The following is a 20,041-nucleotide window of genomic DNA, read 5'->3' as shown; positions in this document are numbered from 1 at the left end:
TCCCCAATTTGCTATGCGATACCTGCGGTTCGTGAAGAAGGGACTTTGCAGTGGCTGAACAGGATCAGACGACGCGGTTAAGGATCATGACCGTTGTTGGAACCCGTCCGGAGATCATCAAGCTCAGCAGAGTCATCGCCGAGCTTGACCGGCATACCGACCATGTTCTTGTTCATTCCGGTCAGAATTTTGATTTCGAATTGAACGAGGTCTTTTTTCAGGAGTTAGGCATCCGTCGGCCGGATATTTTTCTCAACGCGGTAGGGGAAACCGCCGCGGAAACTATTGGCAAGGTCATCATTGCTGCAGATGAGGCCTTTGAGCGAGAGAAGCCCGACGGTGTTCTAATCTACGGTGATACGAATACCGGCTTAGCTGTGATACCCGCAAAGCGGCGGAAGATTCCGGTGTTTCACATGGAGGCAGGCAACCGCTGCTTCGATGAGCGAGTCCCCGAAGAAATCAACCGCAAGATCATCGATCACCTGTCGGACATCAATTTACCTTTGACGGAACATGCACGTCGCTATCTCCTTGATGAAGGTCTGGCGCCCGAGCGCATTATCAAGACCGGGTCGACGATGGCGGAGGTGCTGTCGTATTATCGGTCTGGAATCGATGAGTCGGATATTCTCGATGAACTCGGATTGAAGCCGAGATCGTACATTATCGTGAGCTTGCATCGTGAGGAAAACGTCGATGAGCCCGCAAAGCTCGATCGGCTGCTTACCTGTCTGGAACGGTTGGCGACATCTTTCAACGTGCGGATGATTGTTTCCACGCATCCGCGAACGCGCAGGCGCATTGAGGCGCTCGGTGACAGAGAGCGCGACGGTCGAATCGAGTTTCTGAAGCCATTTGGCTTTCTCAGCTATGTGAAACTGCAAATGAACGCATTTTGCGTGGTCTCCGACAGTGGCACCATAACCGAAGAATCCTCAATTCTTGGATTTCCGGCTATCACGGTCCGCGAGGCTCACGAGCGGCCCGAGGGAATGGATCGGGGTACATTGATCATGACAGGACTCGACCCCGAACGCATCCTTCAGTCCGTCCAAATCGTCACAGCTCAGCATGAGAATGGATTTCGTTCGGTCGTTGTGGACGACTATAACGTTCCCGACGTCTCCCAGAAGGTGATTCGTATCATCGTAAGCTACGTCGATTACGTAAACCGGACTGTATGGTCGAAATGAGCTACACTAGCGCGACTGCCGCTGGCTCATTTTGCGCACTTCGTCCCAACTTTGCGTTACGCTGGCAAGTTATGAGGAAGCAAAATTCAGTTCTGTAACATTGAAGTTCGGTTGAGTTCCTCAAGCCAGTCTTCCAGGCGGTCCAACCAGTAGTCTCGGTCGAATTCCCGCCGATGGTATTCCAACGCTGCATTTCCGAGAGCGTCGAGGCGTTCGGGCGGCATCTGCGCCATCTTCAATACCATTTCAGAGAGTTGCCGGGGATCGTTGGGCGAGACTGTAAATCCGGCGCCCGAGGCCGTTAGAATGTTTGCTGCCTCTCCGGATATCGCGCCCAGAATGGGACGCCCGCATGCGAGGTAGGTCTGCAATCTGGATGGAATCGTCAGGGAGAATATTTCCTCGTCGCCCAGAGTGACAAGCAACGCGTCTGCGATCGCAAAGAACACTGGCATCTTCTCGGGAGGGAAAGATCCCAGTATCTGAACGGTGCCGGTAAGGTTTCGTTCTTCGACTTGACGCTCGAGCCAAGGCCGGCGACGGCCATCGCCGATGAAAACCCACTGAATATCTCTCCGCTCCTTGAGCAACCCAATCGTCTCTACGATCACTTCCAGGTTCTGTGCTAGGCCGAGGTTGCCGGCAATGACGATATTGAAGCCTTGACGGAAGAGCTTTCGTTCGGATGAATCAAGCGGGACGTTGACAGGTCGATAGAAACGATCAGCAGTATTCGGAAGATATCTGATATCACTTTCAGAGTTCCCTAAAGAGCGTATGAATTTCTCAAATTGACGCGATTGCACCGCAATGATTGACGAGCGTCGATATATCAAGCTAACCAGGCGCCGCAATATGGCGACGACCATGGAGTTTTTTACGGCGCCCGTTGCGATCAGACTCTCTGGCCAGATGTCTTGCACCCAATGAAGGATACTCGAACTGGTGAACAGCTTTACGACCAGTGCTGGCAGCGCCATCGTCACGGGCGACATCTGATACACGAGAATGACGCTAGGGCGATCCCTCAATACGAAAGGAGCCAAAATGCTGGCGTTGATCGCAAAGGATAGATAATTCAAGGCCAAGCGTAAGCGGGAGCTTTGTCCTCTCGCCAAAATAGGAATGCGAACAATGCTGGCATTTTTCCAGGTTTCGCGACGCACTTTCCAACCGCCATAACCTTCGTAAAAGAGACCCGAAGGGTAATTCGGCATGCCAGTCAGGACTGTGACGTTGTGACCGCGCTCTTGGAGGTCGGCGACGAGCGCGTTCACGCCGAAAGCTTCCGGAAAAAAATACTGAGAAACGATCAGAATGCGGAGAGGGCGATCTTTCATACTCGAACTCGCGCGGCGTATGGATTTGGTTGAACGGAGTTGCAGCCAACTGGAGAGGGCACAACGCGTCTGCCTATTGCCTCCAACGGTTCGACCACAATGTCGCGTTCGTTTGCCCAGGACGCCTGAAGCCAGGTGGTTCGGGGTGGATTTTCGCCACCGTTTGGCCTAGCGCCGCAAAGTTGTTCGAATGGAAATCGGCGAGGTCAGCCAGGACGTTGGCGACGAGCAGTGGTAATCCGTCGGATTTAGATCGTCAACGGCCAGACGATCGGCAGAGTTTGCGGCTGCCGAATGCGACGCGCCACCCCGTCAATTCTCAAGAACTGTCTGTTCACTCTCCTTTTGTTCGAACGCTCTTCGCGGGGTGCAATGTACCAGAGCAGAAAGAGAAGCGCCGCACCATGCGTCAGCAAGGTCGTTGAGAGCGGCACGTTGAGGAGAACCTGAGGCAGAACCGCACTGGATGTCGGTACGAAGCTAGCCGGTAAGTCCGCGGACAGGCGATTGGTGAGATCTATGACCGGTCCGCAGGCAAGGGTGGAAATTGGCGCGAATGCTGGTCCGACCGACGCGATGCCTTTCGGTAGCGAATGGCGAAGCGTTGTACCTGCCGAGGTTGTATGCTTTCTCCATGAGGATCGATAACGGCTCGCTATAGGGCAGAACGTCAGCGGCTTGAACAGCCAAATCTAGCAAAAGTAGGTAACCGGGCGATTGGAAAAGAAGTCATTGTAGAATTCCATGGCGACCGACGGAATTGCCGGCATGCGAAAGTTGGCGATGTCGAAATAGCTCGACCTCGTCTCAACCATCGCGCTCAACACGCCCACAAGTATCGGCAAAAACAGCGAGAGGATGGCAGCCCTTCTCGCGCCGAACATTTGAAGAATTGCGATGAAGACCAGCCATGCCGGCGTAAATAGCGCGAGCTTGCTCCGAGTGATCGGATAGAGCAGCAATTCCAAGACCAAAGCCACGCCGGCTTAAGGATCGCGGTGCGCGAAAAAGCAGGCAAACGCGAGACTCCAGCGCCGAGACAAGATTCGATTGTCCTTTTCGTTCATGGCGTGGATCGCTCTCAGCTTCCCGCAGTCGAATATCCGGCAGAGAGTCTCAATGCAATCATCGTGCTTGCGACCTCATCAGCCTTCGGTCTTAGTTGCCGGGCGAGAGGCGTCAGCCTTGTCCGCGAATGATCGCTGGAACGTTGTCGCGTCCGATAGGTTAGTTCAGCAAGTTGTGGTCGGAATCCCCAGATGGCTTCCAGCCGAATGCGAGGAGTTTGGTAGGCGGTGCCAGCAAGGGTTTGCCGACTCGCTGCCAGATTTCGTTCTGACCGAAGGCTTTAAGTAGCAGTTCAATCCATTTCGCCGGAATTCTTATAAGCTGGGCGGGACGGCCTGCGCTGGTTCGGTATTGCACGATGAGCTCGGAAACGGTGAGAGGCGCGGGGTTCGAGACGATGAACGTTTCTCCTCGGGCGCGTGGATCAGTTAGTGCCAGTGCGATGGCCGAGCTAAGATTCTCAATTGACAATACTGATCGTTTGGCAGTTAGCGCGCCGAACGGCAGCGGTATTGGCAGTCGTGCCACTTTTTCGATGATCGCGACATTACCTTTCGCTCCACTGCCGTAAACCACGACGGGGCGCAGGATCGTAAAGGGCACTCCTGCCGCACGAACACTTTGCTCAGCCGCCAGCTTTGATCGTCCATAGCCATTGGTTGGTCTCGGAACGCAGTCTTCAGTTAACTCGTGATCGGCAAATGAACCCGATTGTGCTGCGATGGAAGAGACGAACACGAGATGTATGCCTCGGCGAGACGCAGCCCTGGCGAGGGCTTCCGTTGCTCCGTGATTGACGCGCTCATACAGGTCATCGTGGGCGAATTTGTGCGCAATGCCCGCAAGGTGGATAACGGCGTCGCATTGCTGCAGCAGGGGATCCCAGTCGAGCGCCGCCGATATATCAGGTAGCTGGATCGAGACAATGTTCTCGCGCTCGAAATCGTGCGCGCTCCTGGATGCGGCTACGACCTTGTGATGCCGAGATGCAAGGTAAGGCACAAGATAGCGTCCGATGAATCCATCGGCGCCGGTCACGAGCACGGTTCGGTTATTCATAAGGGGCACATGGACATCGAAGGAGCTGTAGGGTAGCCGGTTGGCCGTCAATACCGATGGCTAAGTTAATCCATGGCGTTTCGACGAGCAATTTGCAAGCGCGTTCCGATGCTTCTTGGGGTGGAGTAGACAGCATCTCGGAACAGCCGCTCGCGCTGTCCTCAAGCCTCGAATTGTTCTTTCCTTGCTCTGGGACGACATGCATTCCCCACGAATTCTGCCGCGATGTTCGACGGAAATCATCTTCCTGTGGAGCTGTCGTCCTGCTGTTTCCGCTAGGTCGAGCGGTCAATCCGCAGGGTCGCAACGCTCCATTTGCCGAAGTTGCAACGCTCCATTTGCCGAATCCGCGCCAAGTTACAATTCGCTGACGCTGCAGTCCCTGATGCTTACTGCGGCCGGCGCTGTTTTGGCGCGACGCGATTGGCGGATATCCCGGAGCGGAGGACTATGACATTACACCAGCGAGCGCCCTGTGCGGTGATCGCTGGATCTTGGGTGCTACTGAAGAACCGCTCTCCAACCCCGTGTCGCCTACAGCGTCTTGCGACGTGTCGGAACCCAAATGTCAGCCGATCTAATCAGCGTTGGCTCCGTCGAACCCGTGAGGGGTTTTGAACTGCACGCGTCAAGCAGACGCTCCGGCGACCCGTCAGAGACCGCGAGACAGCCCGTCAAGCTTGCGAAGAGGAAAAGCTGCGAGGACAGTGACGACCTGGCCGGTCGTGGCGACGTCGGGCCGGCTATCGTTCGGCCGCAGTCAACTTGCCGGTGTTCGGCGAGGCAGCCGGGCCGACAAGCCCTGCGAGTTCGTGCTCACCACCGGCCAGATGCGCGCTTGGGGCGAGAGAGAGAGAGAGAGAGAGAGAGTGGGTTCGCTACGCGTCGTGTTGGATCCCGCAAAGGTGTTCATTGGTGAGGACCGATTGGGTGAAGGCGCAGAGGTCGACTCCTGAAAAAAGGTAGCCCTTGATGCGGCGGCTAGAATTGCCTGAATGTCGGTTTGCTTGTCGCCGACGAGAATGCTCCGACTGGTATCGACGGCGTAAGGTACTACAAGCTCGATGATCATTCCCGGCCCAGTCTTCGCTGGGTGCTGCTGCATCGATAGCGTTCGACCACGGCCTCGGGATGGTTGGGGCGGTATTCCAACTGGTCGATATGCGCCTCGATCTTGGCCAGTTCGTCGGCCATCCAGCTGTGGAGCTCCTGCATCCTCATAAAAGCCGCGAGCGACGCCAGAGTGATTGTGACGACAAAGGCGAAATAGCCTGCTTCATTGACGAATTTGACTGATTCGCGGGCGCCTTCGATCCACCGCAGGGTCTTGGGGGCGAAAGACATATCCGGTGTCCTCAATGAGGACACCGTCTCGGTTAAAAAAAGGCAAGCTTTTTCATCGAGCTGAAATGTGGAATTCAATGGCCGCTTCTATGCTACGTGCCCCAGCGTCTGCTTCAAGTCAGAATATCGGCTGGTCTCGCCAAGCCTGATTTACTTTGTTTCACAGTGCTGTAGAAAGCAGCTTTCAAGGATATGCACGAATGTATGTGATCGGGATCAGCTCTGGCATCAAGCACGGCCACCACGATGGCGCGGCGGTGCTGTTGCGCGACGGTGAGCTGATTGGCGCCGCCGAAGAAGAACGGTTCACGCTGGCCAAGCATGCGCGCGGCGAGCTGCCGCGCGGTGCCATCGGCTACTGCCTGAAGCAGGCCGGCATCACCATGCGCGAGGTCGACTGGATCTGCTCGCCGCTGAAAACCTATACGAATTATACGCAGCGTCTCACGGAGTATTTCAAGTACCAGTTCGGGCATAGCCCGAAGATCGAACTCTACGACCATCACCTGTGTCATGCCGCGAGCTCGTTCTATGGCTCCGGTTTCTCCGAGGCGACCGTTGCCTGCTTCGACTTCTCCGGCGATTCCAGCTCGGGTCTCGTCGCCCATGCGCGCGGCAACGACTTCCGCGTGCTGACGCGGTTCGGCCGCCACAACAGCCTTGGTCTCTATTACGGGATGCTGACGCAGTATCTCGGCTATCAGATGACCAACGACGAGTACAAGGTCATGGGCCTGTCGTCGTATGGCAGCCCCGAATATCTGGACAAGTTTGCCAGGCTGCTGCGCCCGGCAGGTATCAACTACGAGCTCGATCCCGAGCTCGACAAGCGCCGGCGCGATGCGGACATTTTCACCAGCGACTTCTCCACACGGCAGGAGCGCATCTTCACCGAGAAGATGGAGAAAATATTGGGTCCGCGGCGGTTGCGTGGCGCGCCGCTCGACCAGCGACTGACGAACATCGCCGCGAGCGGCCAGAAGCAACTCGAGATCGTCACCACCGAGGTGATCCGCACCGCGATCGCCGAGACGGGCTGCGGCGATGTCTGCATCGCCGGCGGTGTCGGGCTGAACTGCAAGATGAACATGGAGATCGCGGCCGCGCCGTCGGTGAAGCGTCTCTACGTCCCGCCGGTGCCGCACGATGCGGGCGTGGCGCTGGGCGCCGCGATGATGAAGTGCGCGGAAGCGGGACACGCGATCGCGGCGCTGACCCACGCCTACTGGGGACCGGAATATTCCAACGACACGATCCGGGAGACGCTGGACAAGGTCGGCGCGAAGTTCGAACTGCTCGACGATCCCGTCTCGCGCTGCGTCAGCGACCTGACGGAGCAGAAGACGGTGGGCTGGTTCCAGGGGCGGATGGAATACGGTCCGCGGGCGCTCGGCAACCGCTCGATCCTGGCCGATCCGCGCCATGCCGGCATGAAGGACCGCATCAACCTCACGATCAAATATCGCGAGGAGTTCCGTCCGTTCTGCCCGTCGGTGTTATACGAGCGCCAAGCCGAATATTTCGAGGACACGTTCGACGCGCCCTTCATGGTGGTGACGTTCCCGGTCAACGAGAAAGTCGCCGAGACCATGCCGGCGGTGGTCCACGTCGACAACACCGCACGCATCCAGAGCGTCCATGCTGACAGCAATCCGCTCTACAGCCGCCTGATTGGAGAATTCGCAAAGGCGACGTCACTGCCGGTCCTTATCAACACCAGCCTCAACATCAACGAGCAGCCCACCGTGAACGCGCCGCTGGAGGCGCTGCACACGTATTTCTGCTCGGGGCTCGATGTGCTCTATCTTGGGCCTTATCGGCTGTCGAAGCAGAGCTGAGGTCAGCGCTCGTCCGCGATCACCTTCCCGTCGTTCGGCAGCGCGCCCGGGCTGACCAGCTCGACATTGCCGCCGAGCTTCGTCACCGCGCGCAAGGTGGCGGCGATCTCCTCGCGTAAGCTGTCGCTCGCGGCGGCCGTTTCCGCTTTCAGCGTCATCGCGTCGGTCTCGCCGTGGCGCGTGACGACAAGGCGCAGCCTCCCGAGCGCGGAATGGCGCTTGCCGATCTCGGCGACCTGCTCGAGCCGGACGAACATGCCCTTGACCTTGGTGGTCTGGTCGGCGCGGCCCATCCATCCCTTGATCCGCATGTTGGTGCGGCCGCAGGGGCTGGTGCCCGGCAGCGCGGCGGTGAGATCGCCCAGCGCAAGCCGGATCCAGGGATGGTGCGGGTCAAGCGAGGTGACGACGATCTCGCCGACATCGCCAGGTACGACGGGATCGCCGGTGCCGGGCTTGACGATCTCCAGGATCAGATCCTCGTTCACGACCATGCCCTCGCGCGCTTCGGTCTCGAAGGCGATGAGGCCAAGATCCGCGGTGCCGAAGGCCTGGTAGGCATCGATGCCGCGCGCCTTGATCTCGGCCTGGAGCGAGAGGGGGAAGGCCGCGCCCGAGACAAGCGCACGCTTGATCGAGGAGACGTCCCGGCCCGCGGTCTCCGCGGCATCGAGCAGAATCTTCAGAAAATCCGGCGTACCGCTGTAGCCGACGGGCCGGTAGGCCTCGATCAGCTCGAATTGCTGCTCGGTATTGCCAGGCCCGGCGGGGATCACCGCGCAACCGAGCGCGCGCGCCGAGGCGTCGAAGATGAAGCCGCCAGGGGTGAGGTGATAGCTGAAGGTATTGAGGACGACGTCATTGGGGCGGAATCCGGCCGCGAACAGCGCCCTCGCGCCGCGCCAGGGGTCGGCCTGCCGCCCCTCCGGCTCGAAGATCGGGCCGGGCGAGGTGAAAAGGCGGGCGAACGATCCCGGCGCCGCCGCAACGAAGCCGCCAAAGGGCTGGGAGGCCTTGTGCAAGGCCGGCAGCTCCGACTTGCGCAGCACCGGCAAGCCCGCCAGTGCCGCCCGGGAGGTCACGGCAGTGGGTTCGATGCCCTTCAGCCGCTCGGCATAGGCCGGCGCTGCCATCGCGCTGCGCAACACCTCCGGCAAGCGGGCGAACAGCTCGGTCTCGCGCGCGACCGGTTCGCGCGTCTCGCGGGCGTCGTAATGGGCGGTCATGGCGGGTCTTTCCGGGTTGGCATCCGTTGCGCGCCGCCGCCGGCATGGGTATCAGACGGCCATTGGCTCGGCTTGAAGAGGACGCGATGGCGGACGAAGGAATGATTGCGGCGGACGTCGTCGCGCGCCTGAAGCTCCGCATGATCGAGGACGCGCTGCCGTTGTGGTCGACGACCGGCTGGGATGGCGTCGCCGGCGGCTTCATCGACCGGCTGCATCGCGATGGCACGGCGGACGCAGCCGCACCGCGCCGCGTGTTCGTGCAGGCGCGCCAGATCTGGTGCTACGCCAAGGCGGCGCAGATGGGCTGGTATCCGCAAGGCCGCGCCGTCGCGCTGAAGGGGCTGGAGCATCTCTTGGCCAAGGCGAAGGGGCCCGACGGCAAGCCTGGCTATGTGCACCGGCTGACGCCGGAGGGCGCGGTGCTCGACGCGCGGCGCGATGCCTATGACCACGCGTTCATCCTGTTTGCGCTCGCGGCTGTCTACTCGCTCGACCAGGACGCCCAGGTGCGCGCCGAGATCGACGCGCTGCTCGCTTTCCTTGATGGCCACCTGCGCTCGCCGCATGGCGGCGTCCACGAAAGCCTGCCGGTCTCGCTGCCGCGCCGGCAGAACCCGCACATGCATCTGTTCGAGGCGATGATCGCGTGCTTCGACGCGACCCACGATCTGTCGTTCCAGAACCGCGCCGGCGAATTCTTCGCGCTGTTCCTCGCCAATCTCTACGACAAGCAGAAGCGCATCCTGACGGAATATTTCGAGGAGGACTGGTCGAAGATCGAGCCGGTCAGCGTGGAGGCCGGCCATCAGGCGGAATGGGTCTGGCTCTTGAAGGGATTTGAGCGCATCACGGGCTGCCCGACCGGCCAGCGCCGCGCCGAGCTGCTTGCGACGGCGCTCTGCTATCGCGACGAGGCGACTGGCTGCCTCACTGACGAGGGCGATGCGAGCGGTAACATCCGCCGCGCGACGCGCCGGCTGTGGCCGCAGACCGAGATGGCGAAGGCGTGGATCGCGCAGGCCGAATCCGGCGAGGCGGGCGCCGCGGACGAAGCGCGCGCGGCGCTGGTGCGGCTCGAACGGCATTATCTCAGCCATCCCGTGAGGGGCGGCTGGTACGACCAGTTTGATCGCGACGGCAAGTCGCTGGTCGACACCATTCCTGCGTCGTCGTTCTATCATGTTCTCTGCGCAGTCATCGAAGCGGAGCAGGTGCTCGAGTGAGTTTCAGAGCCACCGCTTGCGGCGCTTGAAACTCTTGAGGTTCTTGAAACTCTTGCGCTGGTCGCCGGCGCCGCCGAGGTAGAACTCCTTGACGTCCTCGTTGTCGCGCAGCTCGTCGGCGGTGCCGTCGAGCACGACCTTGCCCTGCTCCATGATGTAGCCGTGGCTCGCCACCGACAGCGCGGCGCGCGCGTTCTGCTCGACCAGCAGGATGGTGACGCCGAGGTCGCGGTTGATCTTCTGGATAATGGCGAACACTTCTTTCACGAGCAGCGGCGACAGGCCCATCGACGGCTCGTCCATCAGAATCATCTTCGGGCGCGCCATCAAAGCGCGCCCGATCGCGAGCATCTGTTGCTCGCCGCCGGAAAGATAACCAGCAAGCCCAGTGCGCTCCTTCAGGCGCGGGAAATAGTTGAAGACCATGTCGAGATCGGCGTCGACCTCGCGGTCCCTGCGGGTGAAGGCGCCGAGCTTGAGGTTTTCCAGCGACGTCATATCCGCGACGATGCGCCGGCCCTCCATCACCTGGAAGATGCCACGGCGGACGATCTTGTCGGGGTCGATGCCGGCGATCGGCTCGCCCTCGAACAGGATCTCGCCGCGCGTGACCTCGCCGTCCTCGGTCTTGAGCAGTCCCGAGATCGCCTTCAGCGTCGTCGACTTGCCGGCGCCATTGGCTCCCAGCAGCGCCACGATCGCGCCCTTGGGCACGTCGAGGCTCAGGCCGCGCAGCACCAGGATGACGTCGTCATAGACGACCTCGATGTTGCGCACGGCGAGGAGGGGCGGCGCGGGGACGACGCTGGGGGAGGGACGCTCGATCTGAGCCGTTTCACTCATGGTCAGTTACTCTCTCGGTATCGTCACGGCTCTATCCCGTCATTCCGGGGCGGTCCGCAGGACCGAACCCGGAATCTCGAGGTTCCGGGTTCGTCTCTTCAAGGCGCCCCGGAACGACCATGGAGGTGAGTGCCAGGCTCACCAACCCAACAGTTCCGGCTTGCGCGGCAGCTCGACGGTCTTGACCTTCTCGAGCTTGATCGTGCCCTTGGCCATGAGGTCGTTGAGGTCGCCGTCGGTCGCGCCTGACACCTTGGTGCGATAGAGGTCGACCTTCAGCGTGCCGCGATGGTCCTTGTCGGTCCAGGTCGAGGGATTGCAGACGCCTTCCATGCCGGCGGGCACCCAGTCCTTCTTCTGATAGAAGCCCTTGGCGACGTTCTCGCCGGTGGCGCCGCCGTTCTTGGCGGCCCAGTCGAGCGCCTCCTTCATGTACAGCGCCGAGCAGACCGCCGCGATGTAGTGCACCGGGCGATAGACCTTGCCGGTGGGGTCCGACATCTTGGAGATCTCGATCACCGTCTTCATGCCGGGCGCATCGCCGCCCCAGCTCACCGCAGTGCGCAGCGGGAAGATCACGCCATTGGCGGCATCGCCTGCGGTCTTGGCGGCGTTCTCGTCCATGCCCCAGACATTGCCGAGGAACTGGACGTCGACGCCGGCGGTCTTGCAGGCCTTCATCACCGAGATGTTGGAGGCCGCGGTGTTGCCGAGATAGGCATAGTTGGCGCCCGAGGATTTCAGGCTGAGGCACTGCGCGCTGTAGTCACCTGGGGAGAGCGCGAACACCAGCGGCGGCAGCACTTCAAAGCCGAGCTCCTGCGCCATGGCTTCGCCGGCGGCCTTCGGCGCGTTCGGATAGGGGTGGTTGGCACCCATGTGCACGAACTTGGGCTTGCCGGACTTGCCCTTGGCCTTCCAGTCCTCGGCCGCCCACATCAGCATCGCGCGCAGCGAGTCCGAATAGCTCGGGCCGTAAAAGAAATTATAAGGAGCGGGCTTGGCCTTGCCGCTGACCCCTTCGGGGTCGGTCAACGCCGCGGCATAGGAGCCGGACATGTCGGGAATCTTGTCCTGCGCGAGGAAGCCGGTCAGCGCCTCGGTATCCGCGGTGCCCCAGCCCATGATCGCCGCGACCTTGCTGTCTGGCGCAGACCATTTCTTGTACAGCGCGATCGCGCGCGGCACCTGGTAGCCATAGTCGTTGGTGTCGACATTGAGCTGCTTGCCATTGACGCCGCCATTCTTGTTGACCCACGCAAAGGTGTCGGCGACGGCCTGGCCGTAGGGCGTGCCGACGTCGGAGGTGCCGCCGGAATAATCGGCGAGGTGGCCGATCGCGATCTGCGCCTGCGCGCTCCCCGAGAATGCGGCAATCGCGATCGCGAGCGATGCAGTGCTCAAAAGGATTTTTGTCTTCATTGGTTGCCTCCTCCTGCTTATTCGTTGGTTCGTGAGTTTCCGTGCTCAGTGCGAGAACGGGTAGAGTTTCCAATACGCCTTGATCTGCCGCCAGCGATGCGCAAGCCCGTCGGGCTCGAACATCAGGAACGCAATGATGATCAGCCCGATCGCAATCTCGCGCAGGAAGGTGATGTTGTTGTTGAGTGACAGCGCCTTGTCGATCGCGCCGCCTTTCAAATAGAGGCTGATGAACTCCATCGTCTCCGGCAGCAGCACTACGAAGGCGGTGCCCATCAGCGTGCCCATGATGGAGCCGGTGCCTCCGATGATGATCATGGCCAGGAACAGGATCGAGCGCTCGATGCCGAAACCCTCTTGCGAGACCACGAGTTGGTAGTGCGCATAGAGTGCGCCGGCGATGCCGGCGAAGAAGGCGGCAAGGCCGAACGACAGCGTGCGGTATTTGGTGAGGTTGATGCCCATGATCTCGGCGGAGAGATAGTGGTCGCGGATCGCCACGAGCGCGCGGCCGTCGCGTGTGCGCATCAGGTTGGTGACGAGGATATAGCTCGCCAGCACGTAGGCCAGCACGACGTAGAAATACTGTTTGTCGCCGCGCAACGCGTAGCCGAAGATCGAGAACGGATTGGCGCTCGCCGGAACGGAGCCGCCGGAGAACCATTCGGCGCGCGAGAAGAAGTCGAGCAGGATGTATTGCGCCGCCAGCGTCGCGATGACGAGATAGAGGCCTTTCAGCCGCGCCGCCGGAATACCGAAAATCAGCCCGACCATCGCAGTGATAACGCCAGCAAGCGGAATCGCGAAGAACACCGGGATCGGCGCGTTGTTGGAGATGTAGGCCGAGGTGAACGCGCCGAGCAGGAAGAAGGCGGCGTGCCCGATCGAGATCTGGCCGGTGAAGCCGACCAGGATGTTGAGGCCGAGCGCCGCAATCGAGAAGATGCCGATCTGGATCAGGATGCTGAGCCAGTAACCGGTGAAGAATTGCGGCGCGAGGCAGAGCAGCGCAACGCCCACAATGGCGAAGTTGCGGCTAGTGGTGGTCGGGAAGATCGTCGTGTCCGCGGCGTAAGAGGTGCGGAAGTCACCAGCGGGGATGAGGGCAGGGCCGGCCATGGGTCAGATCCGCTCGATGTCGTGGGTGCCGAACAGGCCGTAAGGCTTGATCATCAGCACGATGATGAGGACGTAGAACGGTGCGATCTCGTAGAGATTGCCCCAGTGCAGGTATTGGCTGTCGACATATTGGGCGACGTTCTCGAGCAGGCCGATGATGATGCCACCGAGCACGGCGCCGCCGACGGAATCGAGCCCGCCGAGGATCGCCGCCGGGAACACCTTGATGCCGTAGGCGGCAAGGCCCGAGGATACGCCGTTGACGACGGCGACGACGACGCCCGCGACAGCTGATACCGTCGCCGAGATCGCCCAGGCCATCGCGAACACGCTCTTAACGGAAATGCCGAGCGACTGTGCGACCTGCTGGTTGAACGCGGTGGCACGCATCGCAAGACCATATTTCGAGGCGCGGAAGAACCAGGCCATGCCGATCATCATGGCGACCGAGACCACGAGGCTCATGACATAGACGGTCTGGATCTGGAGGCCGAACAGGCTGACTGACTGGCTCTCGAACACGCGTGGGAACGGCTGCGGGTTGACGCCGAACATCCATTTCAGCGTTGCCTGGAGCACGGTGGAAAGGCCGATCGTCACCATGATCACGGAGATGATCGGCTCGCCGATCATCGGCCGTAGGATCAGCACCTGGACCGCGATGCCGAACGCGAACATGAACACCAGCGTGATCGGCATGCCGATCCAGAACGGCACCTGGTATTTGGCGAGCAGCGCCCAGCACACCCAGGCGCCGACCAGCAGCAATTCACCTTGCGCGAAATTGACGACCTGCGTCGCCTTGTAGATCAGCACGAACGACATCGCGACCACGCCATAGAGCGTGCCGACCACGAGGCCGTTGACCAGGAGCTCGATGAGGAAGGCGGTGTTCATGTGATGCTATCCTTCGCCTTTCCCCGCTTGCGGACGAGTCGGGGCGTTAAATCCTCCACAGCGTCATGGCCGGGCTTGTCCCGGCCATCCACGTCTTCACTCCTGCAAAACAAGACGTGGATGCCCGGGACAAGCCCGGGCATGACGAGTTTGTGGAGCGATTTGCTACTCACAAGACACATCGAACTTGCAGCATTACGCATATGCGACAGCCCTGCCGCAAGCAGGGAGAGGCGCAGGGCAGCGCCGTTCGCGACGGATACCTGTGTCACTCCGCAGCCTCCGCCATGTGGCCTCGTCCGCCGAGATCCACCACGCGCAACGTGGTTCGCACCCTCTGCGTGGTGCCGTCCTGGAAGCGGATCACGGTGTCGACGGGAATCTCGGCATCGCCGCGGTAGATGGCGTCGATGATCCCTGCGTATTTCTCGTTGATGACGCCGCGGCGCACCTTCCTTGTGCGGGTGAGCTCGCCGTCGTCGGCATCGAGCTCCTTGTAGAGCAGCAGGAAGCGCGAGATGCGCTGGGCCGGCGGCAGCGTGGCGTTGACGGTCTCGACCTCCTTTTGCAGCAGCGCATAGACCTCGGGCCGTGAGGCGAGATCGCTGTAGGTGGTGAAGGAGAGGCGGTTCTTCTCCGCCCATTTCGAGATGATGGAGTAGCGGATGCAGATCATCGCCGCGAGCGCGTCGCGGCCGGCGCCCAGCACCACGGCCTCCGCGATATAGGGCGAGAACTTCAGCTTGTTCTCGATGAACTGCGGCGAGAAGCGCTCGCCGCGCGAGGTCTCGGCGAGATCCTTGATGCGGTCGATGACGACGAGCTGCTGGTTGGCGTTGAAATAGCCGGCGTCGCCTGAGCACATCCAGCCGTCCTTGATGTCCGCGACGCTGGCCTCCGGGTTCTTGTAATAGCCGAGGAACATGTTGGGGTGTCGCACCACGATCTCGCCGACGCCATGGACATCGGCATTGTCGATGCGAATCTCGACGCTGTCGGCCATCGGCACGCCAGTCGTGTCAGGATCGACCTTGCCCTCGGGATGCAGCGTGTAGGCCCCGAGCAGCTCGGTCTGGCCGTAGAGCGTGCGCAGCGGCACGCCCATCGCCTGGAAGAACTTGAACGTGTCGGGCCCGAGCGCGGCGCCGCCCGTGGCAGCCGAGCGCAGACGGGTGAAGCCGAGGCGGTCGCGCAGCGCGCGGAACAGGATCGCGTCGGCAAAGCCCGAGCGCTTGCCCTGTTCAAGCGCGGCGAGGCCCGACTTCATGCCGATGTCGAACAGGCGCTGCTTGAAAGGTGTCGCGTCCATCACCTTGGCGCGGACGTCGGCGGCGATCGATTCCCAGACGCGCGGCGCGAACAGCACGAAGGTCGGCGCGATCTCGCGCAGATCGTTCATCATCGTGTCGGGCTCTTCGACGAAGTTGATCTTCATCCGGCAGAGCAGGCCTTTGCCGAGCACGTAGACCTGCTCCATGATCCAGGGCAGCGGCAGCACCGAGACATATTCGTCGTCCGGTCCCTTTGGATCGAAGGCGAGATAGGTCGCGCAATGGCCGAGGACGCGGCCGGCGGCGAGCATCGCAAGCTTGGGATGCGAGGTGGTGCCCGATGTGGTGCAGAGGATCGCGACGTCCTCGCCTTTGGTCGCATCGACCAGCTTGTCATAAAGCTCCGGCTCCCGTCCGACCCGCGCGCGGCCGAGCTCGGCAAACTTCTCCGCCGACATCAGGCGCGGGTCGTCGTACTTCCGCATTCCACGGGGATCGGAATAGATGATGTGCTTCAGCTTCGGCACGCGGTCGGCGAGGGTCAGCAGCTTGTCGACCTGCTCCTCGTCCTCGGCGAAGACGAGCTGGGCCTCGCCATAATTGAGGAGGTAGGAGGCCTCTTCGTCCAGCACGTCGCGATAGAGCCCGAGGCTCAACCCGCCGATCGCATGGGTAGCTACTTCCGCCGCGACCCAGTCCGGCCGATTGTCACCGATGATGCCGATGACGTCGCCGCGGCCGAGGCCGAGCTCGACGAGGCCGAGCGCAAAATCGCGCACGCGAGTCTGATAGTCGTTCCAGGTGAAGACGCGCCAGAGGCCGAGATCTTTTTCGCGCAGCGCGATCTCCTTGCCATGCTCTCTGGCGTTGAGCCGCAGCATTTTCGGATAGGTATCGGCCTGCGCGACGCGGCCTGCATAATCCATCATGCCGCGCTCTCCTGTGCGGGCGGGGCATCGTCGGGATCGACCAGCACCTCGTCTTCTTCACCGAGGTAGGCGCGCTTGACGTGGGGATCGGCGAGCACGGCGGCCGGATCGCCCTCGGCGATCTTGCGGCCGAAATCCAGCACCATGACGCGGTGGGAGATGTCCATCACCACGCCCATATCGTGCTCGATCATCACCACCGTCATCCCGAACTCCTCATTGAGATCGACGATGTAGCGGGCCATGTCCTCCTTCTCCTCGAAATTCATGCCGGCCATCGGCTCGTCGAGAAGGATGAGGCGCGGCTCCAGCGCCATGGCGCGGGCGAGTTCCACGCGCTTGCGCAGGCCATAGGGGAGGGTTCCGGCGGTCGCCTTGCGGACCGACTGGAGGTCGAGGAAGTCGATGATCTCCTCGACCTTGTGGCGGTGCTCAAGCTCCTCCTTGCGCGCGCCGGTGAGCCAGTAGAGCGAGCCGGTGAGGAAGTTGTTCTTCAGGAGGTGATGGCGCCCGACCATGATGTTGTCGAGCACACTCATGTGGTGGAACAGCGCCAAATTCTGGAAGGTGCGGCCGATGCCGAGCGTCGGACGCGCATTCGGCGTAAGGCCGGTGATGTCACGGCCCTGGTAGAATAGCTGGCCTTCGGTCGGCTTGTAGCGGCCGGAAATACAATTCACGATCGATGTTTTGCCGGCGCCGTTGGGGCCGATGATCGAGAACAGCTCGCCCTCCCTGATGGCGAAGCTGACATCGGTCAGCGCACGGACGCCGCCGAATCGCAAGGACACGCCGCGCACTTCGAGACTGGTAGCCACCAAACAAATCCCTCCCGGTGATGGCGCATTCAGTGGCGCTCTTCGTCCGTTCGTCGGTGCGATCCTAGTACGGCCGAGCCGGCGAGGCCATGCAGCGATTGGTCCCGACCGGAGCCGCACCACTCTGGTCCCGTACGGGATCAAAAGCCGCATCGCTCAAGGTGGTTCTCAATAGGGGAAAGCGCTATTTTGAAATGTCTCCGGCCTGACAATTCTGCGACAAAGTTTTTCGGACCGAGGCGGCCTCCATCTTTCGTCGGATGGCGGCGGAATCAAATCATGTTGCATTGCAACAGAAGGGCGGAGTGACGACACGGTGCGGCTGGCCTCTCGATCATGATTTCAGAGGATCATCTGAAGCGCGTCGCCGCCTGGTCCCGCGAGCTCACGCCAGCGGAGATCGAGGTCGCCCGCGCCGGGATCACGGAGCGGTCCTACGGCACCGGCGAGACCGTGTTCATGCGCGGCGACACGTTTGCCTATTGGGCCGGCATGGTCAGCGGCCTCGCCCGCATGGGCGGGGTCTCGCGCGACGGCAAGGAGACGAGCCTTGCCGGGCTGACCGCGGGGGCCTGGTTCGGCGAGGGCAGCGTGCTCAAGAACGAACCGCGCCGCTACGACGTGGTCGCGCTGCGCAATAGCCGCGTCGCGCTGATGGAGCGCAGCGCCTTCATGTGGCTGTTCGAGAACAGCGTCGGCTTCAACCGCTTCCTGGTACGCCAGCTCAACGAGCGGCTCGGCCAGTTCATCGGCATGCTCGAGGTCAACCGCACGCTGGACGCCACCGCCCGTCTTGCTCGCAGCATCGCGTCGCTGTTCAACCCGATCCTTTATCCGGAATCGACCCGGCATCTGGAGATCACCCAGGAAGAGATCGGCGCGCTCTCCGGCATGTCCCGCCAGAACGCCAACCGCGCGCTGAACCGGCTGGAGAAGGAGGGCCTGCTGCGGCTGGAATATGGCGGGGTGACGATTCTGGATATCGAGCGGCTGCGCGGTTACGGGGATTAGAGAGTTTTCGAGCGAAGCGGATTTCCGGTTCGCGTCAAGAAGACGCGTAAAACAAAATCTAGAGCCCGGTTCCGAACCATCGAAACGGGCTCTAGCGCACGTTGGCGGGTGCGTGCACCGGCCAGAGGTCGGCGCGCCAGCGGATCGCGATCGCCAGCATCGCGACAAACCCCGCGGCGGCGTAGAGCGACCCGGTCGCGGAATAGCCGATGACGTCGATCAGGCTGCCGGCCGCGAGCAAACCGATCGGCAGGCCGTAGATCACCATCATGCGCACGCCCATCACGCGGCCGCGCAGATGCGCGCTCGCGGTGCGCATCAGGATCACGGCCGCCGAGATCATCGACATGCTCTGGGCGATGCCCGCGAGCACGAGGCAGGCCATCGCTACCGGCATGGTCCTGATCTCGACGAACACGAGCAGCATGGCGTACCAGGCCAGCGTCGCGCCGATCAGCAGCCGGGCGATGCGCAGTCCGCTGACAAGGCTGAGCGTGATCGAGCCGATCAGCGAGCCGACGGCAAAGCTCGCCGAGAGATAGCCGAGGCCGGTCTGGTCGGTGTGAAAGATCTCCCGCGCGATGTAGGGCAACAGACCGCCGGTAAAGGGAAACGCGGTGAGATTGGCCAGGAAGGCGACGCACAGCGCCGCTCGCATGCCCGGACCACTCCAGGCGTAGACGATCCCTTCCTTCAGATCGCTTAGCAATCGCGACATCGCGTGGCTGTTCGCCGGAAGATCGCTCGAGGTGACGACCCTTTTGGGCCGGGTCAGGCAGAGCATAAGAAGCGCGGCTGCGAAGTAGAGGCAGGCGATAGCGACATAGACGAGGCCGATGCCGAGGAGGGCGAACAGACCGGCGCCCGTCAAAGCCCCGGCGATGCGAGCGCTGTCCTGGGTCGTGCGTGCCACGCTGATGGCGCCCACGAGGTGCTCGGCCGGCATGATGTCGGCGAGCAGCGCGCCGCGCACGCCGAGATCGGAGGGGCGGATCAGGCCCATGATCGCGACGATGATCATGACGCTCAGCGGCGACAGATGATCGGTCAGCGCCAGAACCATGATGGTCGACGAAAGCACGGTGTAGGCAAGACGCATCACGACCAGGAGATCGCGATGACCGATGCGGTCGCCGATCATGCCGAACACCGGCGCGACCAGGGTCCCGACGAACTGGAGCGAGGCAAGCACGGTCAGCAGCAACACCGAGCCGGTCTCGACCATGATGTACCAGCCGAGCACCAGCGTCTCGACCTCGAACGCCCAGGAGGTGAGCAGGTCGGATGGCCACTGGAAGCGATAGTTGCGGATGCGAAATGGCGCGAACGCGGAAGGTCGTGCGGATGTGCTCAAGATGGGATGACGGGCTTCACGGTGATTCCCGGTCCTTATTATTTGTTCTTCTGTTCGGCAGGGTAGCCCCGGCGAAGCGT

The 20,041-nt window shown here is 61.5% G+C and carries 16 protein-coding genes; 4 read left to right on the top strand and 12 right to left on the bottom strand.

From position 1 onward, the window contains the following. Positions 1 to 86 precede the first annotated feature (86 nt). The gene (wecB, locus tag AC5V87_RS27655; protein ID WP_495371949.1) at positions 87 to 1,196 is read left to right on the top strand and encodes a non-hydrolyzing UDP-N-acetylglucosamine 2-epimerase; all 1,110 of its coding nucleotides are present in this window, start codon (positions 87 to 89) and stop codon (positions 1,194 to 1,196) included. Positions 1,197 to 1,282: 86 nt separating this feature from the next. Here the strand turns inward: wecB and AC5V87_RS27650 are convergent, their stop codons facing one another. The 4 genes from AC5V87_RS27650 to AC5V87_RS27635 all read right to left on the bottom strand — a co-directional run bounded on the left by AC5V87_RS27650 (position 1,283) and on the right by AC5V87_RS27635 (position 6,085). Beyond that, on the bottom strand, positions 1,283 to 2,536 hold the full coding sequence (locus AC5V87_RS27650) for a glycosyltransferase family 4 protein (RefSeq protein ID WP_495368312.1): 1,254 nt from the start codon (positions 2,534 to 2,536) through the stop codon (positions 1,283 to 1,285). A 692-nt stretch (positions 2,537 to 3,228) separates the two neighbouring features. Next, positions 3,229 to 3,504 (bottom strand): hypothetical protein, encoded by a 276-nt coding sequence (locus tag AC5V87_RS27645; RefSeq protein ID WP_495368311.1) that lies wholly within the window; start codon positions 3,502 to 3,504, stop codon positions 3,229 to 3,231. A gap of 259 nt (positions 3,505 to 3,763) precedes the next feature. Next, positions 3,764 to 4,663, bottom strand: coding sequence for an NAD-dependent epimerase/dehydratase family protein (locus AC5V87_RS27640; protein ID WP_495368310.1), 900 nt, complete (start codon positions 4,661 to 4,663; stop codon positions 3,764 to 3,766). Between the two features lie 1,068 nt (positions 4,664 to 5,731). Next, positions 5,732 to 6,085 (bottom strand): HAD family hydrolase, encoded by a 354-nt coding sequence (locus AC5V87_RS27635; protein ID WP_495368309.1) that lies wholly within the window; start codon positions 6,083 to 6,085, stop codon positions 5,732 to 5,734. A 122-nt stretch (positions 6,086 to 6,207) separates the two neighbouring features. Here AC5V87_RS27635 and AC5V87_RS27630 point away from each other — a divergent pair, with 122 nt between their 5' ends. Then, positions 6,208 to 7,845 (top strand): carbamoyltransferase family protein, encoded by a 1,638-nt coding sequence (locus AC5V87_RS27630; protein ID WP_495368308.1) that lies wholly within the window; start codon positions 6,208 to 6,210, stop codon positions 7,843 to 7,845. A 2-nt stretch (positions 7,846 to 7,847) separates the two neighbouring features. Here the strand turns inward: AC5V87_RS27630 and AC5V87_RS27625 are convergent, their stop codons facing one another. Continuing rightward, positions 7,848 to 9,071, bottom strand: a complete 1,224-nt coding sequence (locus tag AC5V87_RS27625; protein WP_495368307.1) for a phenylacetate--CoA ligase family protein — start codon at positions 9,069 to 9,071, stop codon at positions 7,848 to 7,850. A gap of 86 nt (positions 9,072 to 9,157) precedes the next feature. Between AC5V87_RS27625 and AC5V87_RS27620 the strand changes: the two genes are divergently transcribed. Beyond that, positions 9,158 to 10,297, top strand: coding sequence for an AGE family epimerase/isomerase (locus tag AC5V87_RS27620; protein WP_495368306.1), 1,140 nt, complete (start codon positions 9,158 to 9,160; stop codon positions 10,295 to 10,297). Between the two features lie 3 nt (positions 10,298 to 10,300). On the opposite strand, the gene AC5V87_RS27615 is transcribed toward AC5V87_RS27620, so the two are convergent. The 6 genes from AC5V87_RS27615 to AC5V87_RS27590 form a co-directional block, all read right to left on the bottom strand. Then, positions 10,301 to 11,140, bottom strand: coding sequence for an ABC transporter ATP-binding protein (locus tag AC5V87_RS27615; RefSeq protein ID WP_495368305.1), 840 nt, complete (start codon positions 11,138 to 11,140; stop codon positions 10,301 to 10,303). A gap of 138 nt (positions 11,141 to 11,278) precedes the next feature. Next, positions 11,279 to 12,562: an ABC transporter substrate-binding protein gene (locus AC5V87_RS27610; RefSeq protein WP_495368304.1), complete on the bottom strand. Its 1,284-nt coding sequence runs from the start codon at positions 12,560 to 12,562 to the stop codon at positions 11,279 to 11,281. 45 nt (positions 12,563 to 12,607) lie between these two features. Further along, the gene (locus tag AC5V87_RS27605; protein ID WP_495368303.1) at positions 12,608 to 13,681 is read right to left on the bottom strand and encodes a branched-chain amino acid ABC transporter permease; all 1,074 of its coding nucleotides are present in this window, start codon (positions 13,679 to 13,681) and stop codon (positions 12,608 to 12,610) included. Positions 13,682 to 13,684: 3 nt separating this feature from the next. Beyond that, on the bottom strand, positions 13,685 to 14,578 hold the full coding sequence (locus tag AC5V87_RS27600) for a branched-chain amino acid ABC transporter permease (protein ID WP_456837240.1): 894 nt from the start codon (positions 14,576 to 14,578) through the stop codon (positions 13,685 to 13,687). 268 nt (positions 14,579 to 14,846) lie between these two features. Continuing rightward, the gene (locus AC5V87_RS27595; protein ID WP_495368302.1) at positions 14,847 to 16,778 is read right to left on the bottom strand and encodes a long-chain fatty acid--CoA ligase; all 1,932 of its coding nucleotides are present in this window, start codon (positions 16,776 to 16,778) and stop codon (positions 14,847 to 14,849) included. Then, positions 16,775 to 17,596 (bottom strand): ABC transporter ATP-binding protein, encoded by an 822-nt coding sequence (locus AC5V87_RS27590; RefSeq protein ID WP_456837243.1) that lies wholly within the window; start codon positions 17,594 to 17,596, stop codon positions 16,775 to 16,777. The genes AC5V87_RS27595 and AC5V87_RS27590 overlap by 4 nt, the downstream gene beginning before the upstream one ends. A 336-nt stretch (positions 17,597 to 17,932) precedes the next feature. Here AC5V87_RS27590 and AC5V87_RS27585 point away from each other — a divergent pair, with 336 nt between their 5' ends. Further along, the gene (locus tag AC5V87_RS27585; RefSeq protein ID WP_027564916.1) at positions 17,933 to 18,607 is read left to right on the top strand and encodes a Crp/Fnr family transcriptional regulator; all 675 of its coding nucleotides are present in this window, start codon (positions 17,933 to 17,935) and stop codon (positions 18,605 to 18,607) included. 91 nt (positions 18,608 to 18,698) lie between these two features. Here AC5V87_RS27585 and AC5V87_RS27580 read toward each other — a convergent pair whose 3' ends face one another. Beyond that, positions 18,699 to 19,961, bottom strand: coding sequence for an MFS transporter (locus AC5V87_RS27580; RefSeq protein WP_495368301.1), 1,263 nt, complete (start codon positions 19,959 to 19,961; stop codon positions 18,699 to 18,701). Between the last annotated feature and the right edge of the window lie 80 nt (positions 19,962 to 20,041).

Source organism: Bradyrhizobium sp. SOJA106, assembly GCF_059448745.1.
The sequence above is the reverse complement of the archived record's forward strand: the minus strand, read 5'-3'. Positions and strand labels throughout refer to the sequence as shown.